This window comes from Streptomyces sp. MMG1121 (assembly GCF_001280015.1).
Taxonomy (GTDB): Bacteria; Actinomycetota; Actinomycetes; order Streptomycetales; family Streptomycetaceae; genus Streptomyces.
The window spans coordinates 18,572-32,417 of sequence record NZ_LGDV01000013.1 but is presented as its reverse complement, the minus strand read 5'-3'; the positions used below and the strand labels follow the sequence as shown (position 1 = coordinate 32,417).

General features: G+C 70.8%; 13 protein-coding genes. 2 read left to right on the top strand and 11 right to left on the bottom strand.

Translation table 11 applies throughout. The features are described 5' to 3' along the window. The first annotated feature begins 135 nt into the window (after positions 1-135). Positions 136-522 (top strand): Rieske (2Fe-2S) protein, encoded by a 387-nt coding sequence (locus ADK64_RS03270; RefSeq protein ID WP_053654628.1) that lies wholly within the window; start codon positions 136-138, stop codon positions 520-522. Between the two features lie 22 nt (positions 523-544). Continuing rightward, a complete protein-coding gene (locus tag ADK64_RS03265) occupies positions 545-1,342 on the top strand; it encodes a DNA polymerase beta superfamily protein (protein ID WP_078992469.1) in 798 nt (265 codons plus the stop codon). On the opposite strand, the gene ADK64_RS03260 is transcribed toward ADK64_RS03265, so the two are convergent. The 11 genes from ADK64_RS03260 to ADK64_RS03210 all read right to left on the bottom strand — a co-directional run bounded on the left by ADK64_RS03260 (position 1,268) and on the right by ADK64_RS03210 (position 13,778). Beyond that, positions 1,268-2,011, bottom strand: coding sequence for a DNA polymerase beta superfamily protein (locus tag ADK64_RS03260; RefSeq protein ID WP_053654627.1), 744 nt, complete (start codon positions 2,009-2,011; stop codon positions 1,268-1,270). The two genes, ADK64_RS03265 and ADK64_RS03260, sit on opposite strands and share 75 nt — an antisense overlap. Before the next feature lie 4 nt (positions 2,012-2,015). Then, a complete protein-coding gene (locus ADK64_RS03255) occupies positions 2,016-3,023 on the bottom strand; it encodes an ADP-ribosylglycohydrolase family protein (RefSeq protein ID WP_078992468.1) in 1,008 nt (335 codons plus the stop codon). Between the two features lie 66 nt (positions 3,024-3,089). Then, complete coding sequence (locus ADK64_RS03250; protein WP_053654625.1) at positions 3,090-4,151, bottom strand: pseudouridine synthase; 1,062 nt, start codon at positions 4,149-4,151, stop codon at positions 3,090-3,092. Beyond that, positions 4,151-4,825, bottom strand: coding sequence for an SMC-Scp complex subunit ScpB (gene scpB / locus ADK64_RS03245; protein WP_053654624.1), 675 nt, complete (start codon positions 4,823-4,825; stop codon positions 4,151-4,153). The genes ADK64_RS03250 and scpB overlap by 1 nt, the downstream gene beginning before the upstream one ends. Next, positions 4,822-5,829, bottom strand: coding sequence for a segregation and condensation protein A (locus ADK64_RS03240; protein WP_053654623.1), 1,008 nt, complete (start codon positions 5,827-5,829; stop codon positions 4,822-4,824). The genes scpB and ADK64_RS03240 overlap by 4 nt, the downstream gene beginning before the upstream one ends. An 18-nt stretch (positions 5,830-5,847) precedes the next feature. Continuing rightward, the gene (locus tag ADK64_RS03235) at positions 5,848-6,396 is read right to left on the bottom strand and encodes a hypothetical protein (protein ID WP_078992467.1); all 549 of its coding nucleotides are present in this window, start codon (positions 6,394-6,396) and stop codon (positions 5,848-5,850) included. Further along, positions 6,381-7,514, bottom strand: a complete 1,134-nt coding sequence (locus ADK64_RS03230; protein WP_078992466.1) for a ParA family protein — start codon at positions 7,512-7,514, stop codon at positions 6,381-6,383. Before ADK64_RS03230 ends, ADK64_RS03235 begins: the two co-directional genes overlap by 16 nt. Before the next feature lie 413 nt (positions 7,515-7,927). Beyond that, positions 7,928-9,043, bottom strand: coding sequence for an alanine dehydrogenase (ald, locus tag ADK64_RS03225; RefSeq protein WP_199829475.1), 1,116 nt, complete (start codon positions 9,041-9,043; stop codon positions 7,928-7,930). 146 nt (positions 9,044-9,189) lie between these two features. After that, a complete protein-coding gene (locus ADK64_RS03220) occupies positions 9,190-11,256 on the bottom strand; it encodes a tetratricopeptide repeat protein (protein WP_053654619.1) in 2,067 nt (688 codons plus the stop codon). A 162-nt stretch (positions 11,257-11,418) separates the two neighbouring features. Beyond that, positions 11,419-12,045 (bottom strand): NUDIX domain-containing protein, encoded by a 627-nt coding sequence (locus ADK64_RS03215; protein ID WP_053654618.1) that lies wholly within the window; start codon positions 12,043-12,045, stop codon positions 11,419-11,421. 83 nt (positions 12,046-12,128) lie between these two features. Then, complete coding sequence (locus ADK64_RS03210; RefSeq protein WP_053654617.1) at positions 12,129-13,778, bottom strand: CTP synthase; 1,650 nt, start codon at positions 13,776-13,778, stop codon at positions 12,129-12,131. Between the last annotated feature and the right edge of the window lie 68 nt (positions 13,779-13,846).

Genomic DNA, 13,846 nt, shown 5'->3' with positions numbered 1-13,846 from the left:
CTTGCTGACATACGGATCTGTTCTTGGTCCGTCCAGCGTAGTCAGCCCGTGCGGGCGGGGCGCACGGCGCCCGATCACTGAGACGATGCGGATCATCCGGTATCGACCGATCTCAACGTCTCTTTGGAGGGCGCCATGGCCGAGGGTACGAAGCGGCGCACGGTTTTGGTGACGGGCGCGGCGGTGCTGATCGCCCCCCTCACGGCATGCGGGGGTGGCGGTACCAGCGCCAGCGGCACCGATCTGGGGAAGACCGGTGACATCCCGGAGGGCGGCGGCAAGATCTTCAAGGACGAGAAGGTCGTCGTCACGCAGCCGTCGAAGGGCGACTTCAAGGCCTTCTCGGCGATCTGCACCCACGAGGGCTGCACGGTGAGCAAGGTCGTGGACGGCACGATCGACTGCCCGTGTCACGGCAGCAAGTTCCACATCGCCGACGGCGCGGTGGCGCACGGCCCGGCGACCAGGCCGCTGCCGGCGAAGTCGATCAAGGTGGAGGGAAATTCGATCCGCCTGACGTGAGGGTCCGCGTACGCTCCCGGACATGCGGAACGATCACCTGGTGCGGGATCACACGGTCTACGCCTGCGTCATGGGCTCCCGGGCGTTCGGGCTGGCGACGGAGGCGAGCGACACCGACCGGCGCGGGGTGTTCCTCGCCCCCACCGCCCTGTTCTGGCGGTTCGAGAAGCCGCCGACGCATGTGGAGGGGCCGGACGAGGAACGGTTCTCCTGGGAGCTGGAGCGGTTCTGCGAGCTGGCGCTGCGCGGCAATCCGAACATCCTGGAGTGCCTGCACTCGCCGCTGGTGGAGCACGCGGACGACACCGGCCTGGAGCTGCTCTCCCTGCGCGGCGCCTTCCTCTCCCGGCGGGCCCACGACACCTTCACCCGCTACGCCCTCGGTCAGCGCCGCAAGCTGGACGCCGACGTCCGCGCGACGGGCGCCCCGCGCTGGAAGCACGCCATGCATCTGCTCCGCCTGCTGATGACCGCCCGTGACCTGCTGCGCACCGGCGAACTGCGCCTCGACGTCGGCGACCAGCGCGAACCGCTGCTCGCGGTGCGGCGCGGCGAGGTCTCCTGGTCCGAGATCGAGACCCGGATGACCCGACTGGCGGCGGAAACGGACCGGGCCCTGTCCCGCACCCCGCTCCCCCCGGAGCCGGACAGCGCCGTGGTCGCCGACTTCCTGTTCCGCACCCGCCGCACCTCGGCACTCGGCCCGCGGGACCCCACCCCGACCGACCTGCCGCACCCCCCTCGCTCAGTTCGCCAGGCGGACGCGGATCACGAAGTCGTGCAGGGCGTCGTAGGTGCTGGGCGCGTCGGGCAGGGATGAGGTGGCCTGGGCCTCGTCCAGGACGGCGTGCAGGTGCTCCACGTCGGCCTCCACGCGTGCGTGCGCGATGTCGGTCTTGCCGTGCTCCCGCTCCCGCTTGGCGGCTATCAGCTCGGGCAGATAGCCGGGGGCGTCGACCTGGTCCAGCAGGGTGGGCAGATGGGCCTGGACCTCGCCGCTGCGCATGAGGTGGATGCCGGTGAGCAGGACCCGGAAGGTGTAGAGCAGCGGCTTGAGTTCGCCGGTCTTCTCGAACAGCCGCCACTGGGTCACCGCGAACCCCCGGTAGTGGTGGGCGTGGTGGCTGGTGACGACGCCGGAGGCCAGTGCGGCCAGCTCACGGTGCGTGTCGCCGGTGTGCACGACCAGGGGCGAGAGCAGCTGCTCCAGGACGTAGCCGTTGCGGCGGAGCATCAACCGTACGAACTTGCGCAGATCGTGCGTGACGAGGTCCAGCTCGACGCCGAACCGCACCCAGGCCCGCGAGCGCGTCTCCTCCGGCTCGCGCAGGCCGACGAGGTCGGCGGCCGGAAGCAGATGGACGCCGCGCAGGTCCACGTCGGAGTCCTGCGAGGGGAAGCCGTAGAGGTGGGCTCCGGAGACGGTCGCGAACAGCAGCGGGTCGGGCTGTTCCGCGACCACGGGCGCGAGGTCGAGGTCTTCGATCATGGTTCTAAGCGTCCCAGAGCGTTCCCAGCGCCAAAAGGTCGCCTCGGTACTCGATCCGCCCGGCCCAGTCCGCCGGCCAGGCGTCCGCGCCCAGCCAGGCACCCGCGAAGGCGCCGGTGAGACAGGCGATGGAGTCGGAGTCGCCGGCGGTGCACGCGGCCCGGCGCAAGGCGGTGACGGGCTCGTCGGGGAAGAGCAGGAAACACAACAGCCCGGTGGCGAAGGCCTCCTCGGCGATCCAGCCCTCACCGGTGGCCAGGCACGGGTCGGCCTCCGGGGAGACCGTCCGCACGGCCTCCTGGAGCCGGTCGAGGACGGCCAGGCACTCGTCCCAGCCCCGCGCGATGAATTGTTCGGCACCGGGGTCCTGGGAGCGGGTCCACAGATCGCCTAGCCAGGTGTGGTCGTAGAAGGTGCGGTGGTCGTGCGCGTACGCGCGCAGGTGCCCGATCAGGGCCGCCGGGTCCGTGCCCTGGGCCAGCAGGTGGACGGCGTGCGCGGTGAGGTCGGAGGCGGCGAGCGCGGTGGGATGGCCGTGGGTGAGCGCGGACTGCAACTGGGCGGCACCGGCACGCTGTTCGCCGCTCAGCGCGGGGGCGAGCCCGATCGGGGCGACGCGCATGTTGGCACCGCAGCCCTTGGAGCCGATCTGGCTGGCGTCCTGCCAGATCCTGCCCTGCCTCGTGAGGAGTTCGCACGCGGTCAGGCACGTGCGGCCCGGGGCGCGGTTGTTCTCCGGCGAGTGGTACCAGTCCACGAACTCCTCGCGCAGCGGCCGCTCCAGCCGCTTGGGCCCGATGGGGCCGCGTTCCACGGCCGTCCGCAGGGCCCGCCCGACGGCCAGGGTCATCTGCGTGTCGTCGGAGACGAAGGCCCGCTTCGGCAGCTCCATCTCCCGCCAGGGCCCGCACTTGGCGAGGATCGAGGGCACGTCGTTGAACTCGGTCGGGAAGCCGAGGGCGTCCCCGAGGGCGAGACCGATCAGTGCCCCGGTGGCGGCTTGCTTGGGCATCACACCATCCCCCTTTATCGTCATGCTGACAATAAAGGGGGATGGTGATCACCGCAAGGGAGTCGCCTAGAGATCGACTTCCTGCATCAGCATGCCGACCTCGGTGTTGGACAGCCGACGCAGCCAGCCCGACTTCTGGTCGCCCAGGGTGATCGGGCCGAAGGCGGTGCGCACGAGCTTGTCGACCGGGAAGCCGGCCTCGGCCAGCATGCGGCGCACGATGTGCTTGCGGCCCTCGTGCAGGACCACCTCGACCAGGTAGTTCTTGCCGGTCTGCTCCACGACCCGGAAGTGGTCCGCACGCGCGTAACCGTCCTCCAGCTGGATGCCGTCCTTCAGGCGCTTGCCCAGGTCGCGCGGGATCGGCCCGACGATGTGCGCGAGGTAGGTCTTCTTCACGCCGTACTTCGGATGCGTGAGGCGGTGCGCCAGCTCGCCATGGTTGGTGAGCAGGATGACGCCCTCGGTCTCGGTGTCCAGCCGGCCGACGTGGAAGAGCCGCGTCTCGCGGTTGGTGACGTAGTCACCGAGGCACTGGCGCCCCTCCGGGTCCTCCATGGTGGACACCACTCCGGCGGGCTTGTTCAGCGAGAAGAACTGGTACGACTGCGTCGCGACCGTCAGGCCGTCGACCTTGACCTCGTCCTTCTCCGGGTCGACCCGCTTGCCCTGCTCGGTGACGATCTCGCCGTTCACCTCGACCCGGGCCTGGTCGATCAGCTCCTCGCAGGCCCGCCGCGAGCCGTAGCCCGCGCGCGCGAGGACCTTCTGGAGGCGCTCGCCCTCCTGCTCGGCGCCCGGGAAGGTCTTGGGCAGCTTGACGTCCTTCTTGCCCGCGTAGCGCTCCCGGTTGCGCTCCTCGACGCGCGTCTCGTACTCACGCGAGCGCGCCGGAGCCGTACGGCCGCCCTGCTGGGGCTTCTTCGGGCCGCCCTTGGCTCCCCCGCGCGCGGCGCCGCCCCGGCCGGCCTTGGGGCCGTCCTGGGTGGCCCCGGGGCCCACGTCGTAGCGGCGCTCCTCCGGGCGGGGCTTGCGGGGACGGCCCTGCCCCTGCTTCTGGTCCCTGTCGTTGCCGGCTCCGCGGTAGTTACCGCGCCCGCCGCTCTTGCCGCTGCCGCTGCTTCGCATCAAAATTCCGTCGTTGTCCTATTAGGCATATCCGTCGTGGGACCGTCGTCCGCGTCCGGGGCGTCCGGATCGAACGACGGCACGCCTTCCTGGGTCTCGGCCTCGATCGCCTCCGCCTCCGGGAGGAAGGGCGCGAGCTCCGGAAGCTCGTCCAGGCCACGCAGGCCCATCCGCTCCAGGAAGTAGTTCGTCGTCCTGTACAGGATCGCACCTGTTTCGGGTTCCGCGCCCGCTTCCTCGACCAGACCGCGCTGCAGGAGGGTGCGCATCACGCCGTCGCAGTTGACCCCGCGCACCGCGGAGACACGGCTGCGGCTGACCGGCTGGCGGTAGGCGACGACGGCGAGGGTCTCCAGCGCCGCCTGGGTGAGCCGGGCGGTCTGGCCGTCCAGGACGAGCCGCTCGACGGCCGGGGCGTACTCCGCGCGCGTGGAGAAGCGCCAGCCGCCCGCGACGAACCGCAGCTCGAAGCCGCGCCCCTGCACGGCGTACTCGTCGGCCAGCTCCCGCAGCGCGTCCGCGACCTGCCGTCGGGGCCGCTCCAGCAGCTTCGCCAGGTGCTCCTCGGTCGCGGGCTCGTCCACGACCATGAGCATCGCCTCCAGGGCGGGCTTGAGCGCGAGACCGGCCACGGCCCGCGGCCCGGCCGGTGTCTGCGTGGTCTGCTCGCTCACGGCTTCTTCTCCTCCTTGGGCTCCTCGGGCGGCCGGTCGAACTCGTCGGTGACCCTCGGCGCCGTGTCCGTGTCCCCGCCGGTCCAGCGCACCAGCAGCTCCCCGAGCGCGGTCTCCTGCTCCAGGGCGACGGCCTTCTCGCGGTACAGCTCCAGCAGGGCGAGGAACCGGGCCACCACGGTGAGGGTGTCGTCGGTGTCCTCGACCAGGGCCCGGAAGCTGGCCTCGCCCAGCTCGCGCAGCCGGGCGACCACGATCCCGGCCTGCTCCTGCACGCTGACCAGCGGGGCGTGGATGTGGTCGACGTAGACCTGCGGCTTGGGCCTGGGCTGCATCGCCTTGACCGCGAGCCTGGCGAAGCCCTCGGGGCCGATGCTGATGACGACCTCGGGCAGCAGCTCGGCGTACTGGGGTTCCAGGCCGACGGTACGGGGGTAGCGGCGGGCCTCCTCGTCCAGGCGGCCGTTGAAGATGTCCGCGATCTGCTTGTAGGCGCGGTACTGCAGCAGCCGCGCGAACAGCAGGTCCCGGGCCTCCAGCAGCGCCAGGTCGGCCTCGTCCTCGACCTCGGCGGCGGGCAGCAGCCGGGCCGCCTTCAGATCGAGCAGCGTGGCGGCCACGACGAGGAACTCCGTGGTCTGGTCCAGGTCCCAGTCGGGTCCCATGGCCCGGATGTGCGCCATGAACTCGTCGGTGACCTTGGACAGCGCGACCTCGGTGACGTCCAGCTTGTGCTTGGAGATCAACTGGAGCAGCAGGTCGAAGGGTCCCTCGAAGTTCGAGAGCCGGACCTTGAAGACGCCGTCGCCCGGTTCCTGCGGTTGCGTGGCCGCGGGCGCCCGGTCCGGTGGCGCGCCGTCGTGTGCATCGGGCTCGGCCGCGGTGACGACCTCGGCCGGCGAAACGACCTCGGCCGGCCGGACCCGTGCGGTCCCCGGCCCCCGGCCCAGCGCGCGCCGACGGCCGGCACCGGTGCCGGGGAGGGGAACGTCGTTCGAGGTCATGGCCTCCGCAGGCTACCCCTACCGCCCCCGCAGCCGTCGTACGAGGATGCTCGCGTCCCCGCGGGACTCCAGGTCGGCCAGGACCACCGCCACCGCCTCGCGGACGATCCGCCCGCGGTCGACGGCGAGCCCGTGCTCGCCGCGGAGCACCAGGCGCGCGTGCTCGAGGTCCATCAGTTCCTCGGCGGAGACGTAGACCGTGATCTTCTCGTCGTGCCGTTCGCGCCCGCTGGGCCGCCGGGCCGGGGCCCGCCCGCGCTTGCGCGGCTGGGCGTCGGCAGAACCCTCCTGCGCCGCCTGCCGCCGGGCCGGGCGAATGCGGGACTCGCCGGTCTCGGCCTGTCCGGCCTCCGCCGCGACGTGCTCCGCGCCCTCGCCGTCGCCGCCCTGGACCGGCACCGACTGCGGTGCGTCCTCGGCGGCGGCAGCGTCGTCGCTCTCCCCCGCGGGAGCCGGCACCCGGACCTCACCGTTGGCGCCGCGGCGGGGAGTCGACGGCTGCAGCGCCGTCCCGCCTGTCGTACGGAAGAGTTCGTCGGCCCCGGGCAGACTCACTCGGCGTGACACCGGGCGAGCACCTCCCTGGCGAGCTGGCGATAGGCGGCGGCACCGACGGAGTTGGAGGCGTAGGTGGTGATCGGCTCGCCGGCGACCGTGGTCTCCGGGAAGCGGACCGTGCGGCCGATGACCGTGTGGTAGACGTGATCGTCGAAGGCCTCGACCACACGGGCCAGGACCTCGCGGCTGTGGACCGTGCGCGAGTCGTACATCGTGGCGAGGATGCCGTCCAGTTCCAGCTCGGGGTTGAGCCGCTCCTGGACCTTCTCGATGGTCTCGGTCAGCAGGGCCACACCGCGCAGGGCGAAGAACTCGCACTCCAGCGGCACGATCACCTTGTGCGCCGCCGTGAGCGCGTTGACGGTGAGCAGGCCGAGCGAGGGCTGACAGTCGATCACGATGTAGTCGTAGTCGTCCATCAGCGGCTTCAGGGCGCGCTGCAGCGTCGACTCGCGGGCGACCTCGGAGACCAGCTGGACCTCGGCGGCCGACAGGTCGATGTTGGAGGGCAGCAGGTCCATGTTGGGGACCGCCGTCTTCAGCAGGACCTCGTCCGCCGACATGCCCCGCTCCATGAGCAGGTTGTAGACGGTGAGGTCCAGTTCCATCGGGTTGACGCCGAGACCCACCGACAGCGCGCCCTGCGGGTCGAAGTCCACGAGCAGCACGCGCCGGCCGTACTCCGCGAGCGCGGCACCCAGATTGATGGTCGACGTCGTCTTGCCGACGCCGCCCTTCTGGTTGCACATCGCGATGATCTTCGCGGGGCCGTGGTCGGTCAGCGGGCCGGGGATCGGGAAGTACGGCAGCGGGCGTCCGGTCGGACCGACGCGCTCGCGGCGCTGGCGGGCCGCGTCGGGCGCGAGCGTGGCCGCGTACTCCGGATCGGGCTCGTACTCGGCGTCGGGGTCGTAGAAGTGCCCCTGGGGCAGTTCGTCGTAGTCGGCGAGTTGGTTGTGGGGCGCGCCACTTCCGTCGCCGGCCATGGCGTTCACGTGATGGCCATCCATGCTCTGGTGTGCTGTCCGGGCCGGCTGCGAACCCGGACTCTGGTGGGCTGCGAAGGTGCGCACAGCGACGGAGCCGACAGCCTCGAATCCCGCGGAGCCCTGGCCCCGTGCAGGCATTCCTGGTTGACCACCCCCGGGAGAAAATGTCGACTCATTCACAAGTCGTCTTACCTCCTTGGTGACCAGGAAACTTCTAGACAAGGTCAGCGTGGCACCATGCCGACGGTTGGCGACTCTATGGCGTGTCGGCGGTCCGCAGCAACACAATCCGCCGGACCCGGCAGGATGTGTCGGCAATGAAACATGTCGCTGTCAAGGGCGTACGGCCGTCGCACAGCAGGTTTCACCGGTGTGCGAATCGGTCGAAGAGTTACGTTCGAGGCGAGTTGACCGAGCGTCGCAAAGTGACCATACACACATCCGGCCGGACCTTGTCGGGCAAGGTCCGGCCGGGCGCGCGGGGTTGACGAGCCGTGTTGACGAATCGCCTTTTACCTGAGGGTGACTTAGCGGTTCACCAGGTCAGAGGATCAGCCGAGCAGCGAGGCCAGCTCGACGTGCTCCAGGCCGTGGGCCTCGGCGACCTCCTTGTAAACGACCTTGCCGTCATGGGTGTTGAGGCCCTTGCCGAGCGCGGCGTCGCGGCGCAGCGCCTCGACCCAGCCGTTGTTGGCCAGCGACACGATGTACGGCAGCGTGGCGTTGGTGAGGGCGTTGGTGGAGGTGTTGGGCACCGCGCCCGGCATGTTGGCCACGCAGTAGAAGACCGAGTTGTGCACCTTGAAGGTCGGCTCGGCGTGGGTGGTGGGACGGGAGTCCTCGAAGCAGCCGCCCTGGTCGATCGCGATGTCGACAAGAACACTTCCCGGCTTCATGCGGGACACCAGCTCGTTGGTGACGAGCTTCGGGGCCTTGGCGCCCGGGATGAGGACCGCGCCGATGACGAGGTCGGCCTCCAGGACGGCCTTCTCCAGCTCGAAGGCGTTGGACATGATCGCCTTGACCTTGGTGCCGAAGACCTTGTCGGCCTCGCGGAGCTTGTTGATGTCGCGGTCGAGCAGGGTCACGTCGAAGCCCATGCCGACGGCGACCTGCGTGGCGTTCCAGCCGGAGACGCCGCCGCCGATGACGACCGCCTTGGCCGGGGTCACGCCCGGGACGCCGCCGGGGAGCACACCGCGGCCACCGTTCGGGGCCATCAGGTGGTAGGCGCCGACCTGCGGGGCGAGGCGGCCCGCGACCTCGGACATCGGGGCGAGCAGCGGCAGCGCGCGGCTGGGCAGCTCGACGGTCTCGTAGGCGATGGCCGTGGTGCCGGACTCGATGAGCGCGTCCGTGCACTCCTTGGAGGCGGCCAGGTGCAGGTAGGTGAAGAGGATCTGGTCCTTGCGCAGGCGGTGGTACTCCTCCGCGATGGGCTCCTTGACCTTCAGCAGCAGGTCGGCGGCGGCCCAGACCTCGTCGGCGGTGTCGAGGATCGCGGCACCGGCGGAGACGTACTCCTCGTCCGTGATCGAGGAGCCGACGCCGGCACCCCGCTCGATGACGACCTGGTGGCCGTTGCGCACCAGCTCGTGCACACCGGCGGGGGTGATGGCCACCCGGAACTCGTTGTTCTTGACCTCGCGGGGGATACCGACCTTCACGTCGATCACGGTCCTTGGCTCAGAGGGTATGGGGGGTGCATTACAAGACATACCCAGGCATGCGGGGGCACACCGGGAGACACCGCAGGAGAGCGCGGCAGAGCCAGTTTAATGAAGGTGTTCCGCCTGTCTAGCCTTTCATTGCATCAATCTTCACTGGATGTACTACGGATTTCGCAGGCTTCCCTGTCCTGTTCCACCCTTGTGTCGTCCTCCGGGGCCTCCTCAACCAGCATGCGCTCGGCCGCCGCGCGGTGCAGTCGGGCGGCGGCGGGGTCGCCGAGGTGCTCCAGGGTGTCGGCGAGCCGGAGCTGCAGGGCGGCCTGCAGCCGGACGTCCTCGGCACGCCGCGCCCACTCCACCGCCTCCTGACAGGTGCGCAGCGATTCCTCGAACCGTCCCGCGTACTCCTGCACCCGGGCCAGCTCGCTCAACGCCCGGGCGTGCGCGGCGACATCGCCGCCCTTGCGATAGCCGACGACGGCCGCCCGCCAGTTCCGCAGGCCCTCGCCGTAGCGCCCCGCGTAGGTGTGGGCGGTGGCGATCCGGCCATACAGCCGGGCGGCCTGCTCGCGCTCGCCCCGGGCCAGCCGGTCGGCCAGGGCCCGGCCGAACCAGTCGGCGGCCCGGTCGTAGTCCTCCAGCTCCTGGTAGGCGCCGCCTACGGATTCCATCGCGCGGCTGGTCGCATACGGGTCATTCGCCCGGCGTCCGGCGTCCAGCGCCGACCGATACCGTGCCAGCGCGTCCCGGGTGCGACCGGTCTGGGCGTCCACGTCGCCGAGGTTCAGCAGGGCGGCGGCCTTCTCGCGGGGCAGCCCGCGCCGCTCGGCGACATCGAGGACGAGGCGGTGCACGCGGTACAGGTCGGCCGCGGCGGCCTGGGTGCCCTCATGCGCCACCATGGCCCTGACCAGCTGGGACATCAGCCGCCGGGCGAGCGTGTCCAGCTCGCCGTCGGCCACGGCGAGCCGCGCGGACGCCAGCAGGGCGGGCCGCCGGACACACAGCCAGTCGGCCGCCGCCCTGGGGGTCGGGAAGCGCACCTCGCGGGGCATCGCGCTCAGCTTCTCGCGGGCCTGCGGGCTGTCCGTCTCGGTGATCGCCCGGCAGGACTGCAGCAGCCGTACCGTCCGCTCCAGCATCCGGGCGCGGGCCAGCTGGAGCTCGGCGGGCCGCTCCTGGCTCTCGGCGAGGGCGCGCAGCAGCGGGTGCAGACAGCCGGGGACCTCGTACTGGGGCAGCGGGGACTCCAGCGTGCGCAGCAGGCCGAGGGCGGCGAGCTCGTCCAGGGTGGCGCGGGCGGCGGCGACCGAACAGCCGGCGAGGGCGGAGGCGGTGTGCGGGTCGGCCAGCCCGGCCGGGGCGAGCGCGAGCAGCCGCAGGATCCGGGCGGCCTGGCCCGGCAGCTCGTCGTACACGTACCGGAAGACCCGGGCCGTCGGGGTGCCGTCCGTACCGTCGTCGGTGGCCGTGTTCAGCCGTTTGGCGAGGTCGGAGACGGCGGCCTTGGGGCGGGCGGCGAGCCAGCCGCCGGCCAGCACCAGTGCGGTCGGGTGGCCGTGGCAGGCCTCGACCAGGCTCTCGGCGGAGCGCGGGTCGACGGTGATGCGGACCGAGCCGGTGTAGCGGGTGAGCAGTTCCACCGCGGACTTGGTGTCGAGGCCGCCGACGGTACAGGGGCGGACGTCCGCGATACCGGTGAGCGGGCCCTTGGAGACGGCCACCACCAGGCAGTCCGGGGCGTCCGGCAGCAGCGCGTCGACCTGCTCGGCGCCGGCCGCGTCGTCCAGCAGGAGCAGCGTGCGCCGCTCGGCGAGGGCGGTGCGCAGAGCCTCGGTCAGCTCGTCCTCGGCGGCGCCGGCGGGGGCCGGCAGCTCCAGCGCGCCGAGCAGTTCACGGGCGGCGTCCTCGACCGGGACGGGGGTGCCGTCGGGCTCGCCGAGCCGGGCGCGCAGCACTCCGTCGGGGTAACGGCCGGCGACCTGTCGTACGAGTTCCTCGGCGAGCGCGGTCCGGCCGGAGCCGGGGCGGCCGGCGATCAGGAGCACGCGCGCGCGAGGGGCTTTCCGGCCGGAGATGGTGTCCAGGCCCGCGCGCTCGATGTCGGCGCGCAGCTCCTTCAACTCCCTTGTACGGCCCAGGAAATGGTCTTGCGCGACCTCGTGCCCCGACAGCCGTACGCCGTCCGTGTCCACCGCCTGATCCGTCACGGGCCACACTCCCGTCCCACCGCACGCGCAAGCCCGCCGGAACTTCCGAGACAGGCGTTCAGAGCCTAGTTCACGCTCTGCGACGTGCCGTGAGGAGCGCGGCGCGCAGGTCGCCCGATCGGATCAGGCGATGGTCACACCACTGGGCCGTACGAGTGGAGTTCAGGAGGTGAAGGGGCGGGCGGGCCAAGGGGCGTCCGCCGGGCGCAGCGCGTCGAGGCCGTCCCCGCCGCGGGCCGCCACCAGCGAGAGGACGCCCACGGCCAGACAGTTGTTGTGCACATCGCCGGCCAGGACATGGCGTACCAGCTCGTCGACCGGCACGCGCGCGTAGCTCATGTCGGTCTCCTCGTGCTCGGCCTCGAACCGCTCGCCCTCGGCCTCCGCCAGCTCACGGGCGAGGAAGATCCGTACGGCCTCGTCGCAGCCGCCGGGGGTGGTGTACACGTCGGTCAGCACCCGCCAGTCCTCGGCCTTGACGTGCGCCTCCTCGTACAGCTCGCGCTGGGCGGCGTGCAGCGGGTTCTCGCCGGGGACGTCGAGCAGACCTGCCGGGATCTCCCACAGCTTGTGCCGCACCGGGTGGCGGTACTGGTTGATCAGCAGGACCCGGTCCTCCTCGTCGAGAGCGAGGACGGCGACCGAGCCCGGGTGGACCTGGTAGTCGCGGCGGACCACCGAACCGTCGGGCATGACGACGTCGTCCGTGCGCACGGAGGTCTTGTTCCCCACGAAGGGGGTGTCCGTCGCCCGGATCTCCCACTCCTCGGGGGTGTCCTTGATCGTCATGCCCTGTCCTTCCACACATGCGCGAGCGGCCGGGGCGCGCTCCACCTGAATGCGCGCGCCCCGGCCACCGTACCGCTCCTGTGTTACTTGGCGATCTTCCGCTCGACCGCGGCCTTCACCAGCCCGGCGAAGAGCGGGTGGGGGCGGGTCGGCCGGGAGCGCAGCTCCGGGTGCGCCTGCGTGGCGACCAGGTAGGGGTGCACGTCGCGCGGGTACTCGACGTACTCCACGAGCTTGCCGTCGGGCGACGTGCCGGAGAACAGGATGCCGGCCTTCTTCTCCAGCTCCGCGCGGTAGGCGTTGTTCACCTCGTAGCGGTGGCGGTGACGCTCCTCGATGTACTCCTTGCCGTCGTACACCTCGCGCACGATCGAGCCCTCGGCGAGCTTGGCCGGGTACATGCCGAGCCGCATGGTGCCGCCCATGTCGCCCTCACCGGCGACGATGTCCATCTGCTCGGCCATGGTGGAGATGACCGGGTGGCCGGTCGCCGGGTCGAACTCGGTGGAGTTGGCGTCCGGGATGTCGGCCAGGTTCCGCGCGGCCTCGATCACGATGCACTGCAGGCCGAGGCAGAGGCCGAGCAGCGGGATCTTGTTCTCGCGGGCGTAGCGGATCGCGCCGACCTTGCCGAGCACACCGCGGTCGCCGAAGCCGCCGGGGATGCAGATGCCGTCGACGTCGCCGAGCTGGGCCTTGGCGCCGGCCGGGGTCTTGCAGTCGTCCGAGGTGACCCACTTGATCTTGACGCGGGCCTTGTTGGCGAAGCCGCCCGCGCGCAGCGCCTCGGTGACCGACAGATAGGCGTCGGGCAGGTCGATGTACTTGCCGACCAGGGCGAGGGTGATCTCGTGGTCGGGGTTGTGGACGCGGTCCAGCAGATCGTCCCAGGTCGTCCAGTCGACGTCACGGAACGGCAGGTCGAGCTTGCGCACGACGTAGGCGTCCAGGCCCTCGGTGTGCACGACCTTCGGGATGTCGTAGATCGAGCGGGCGTCGGGGCAGGCCACGACGGCGGCCTCGTCGACGTCGCACATCAGCGAGATCTTCCGCTTGATCGCGGTCGGCACCTCGCGGTCGCAGCGCAGCACGATCGCGTCGGGCTGGATACCGATGTTGCGCAGCGCGGCCACCGAGTGCTGGGTCGGCTTGGTCTTCAGCTCGCCCGACGGGCCGATGTACGGCAGCAGGGAGATGTGGACGACGAAGACGTTGTCCCGGCCGACCTCGTGGCGGACCTGGCGGACGGTCTCCAGGAACGGCAGCGACTCGATGTCGCCGACCGTGCCGCCGACCTCGGTGATGACGACGTCCACCTCGTCGGTGGCCATGCGCCGGATGCGGTGCTTGATCTCGTTGGTGATGTGCGGGATGACCTGCACGGTGTCGCCCAGGTACTCGCCGCGCCGCTCCTTGGCGATCACGGTCGAGTACACCTGGCCTGTAGTGACATTGGCGGTGCCGTCCAAGTCACGGTCGAGGAAGCGCTCGTAGTGTCCGATGTCGAGGTCGGTCTCGGCACCGTCGTTGGTGACGAAGACCTCACCGTGCTGGAAGGGGTTCATCGTGCCGGGATCGACGTTCAGATACGGATCCAGCTTCTGCATCACGACGCGCAGGCCGCGGGCCTTGAGCAGCATGCCCAGGCTGGAGGCGGTGAGGCCCTTGCCGAGCGAGGAGGCGACACCCCCGGTGACGAAGATGTGCTTGGTCGTCGTAGATTTCGGCGGCATGGCCAAGAGGGGGCTCCCGTGGTCGCTGTCTGTCGTGCGGTGCGGCTGCGGGCTCGGAAACTGCTGTG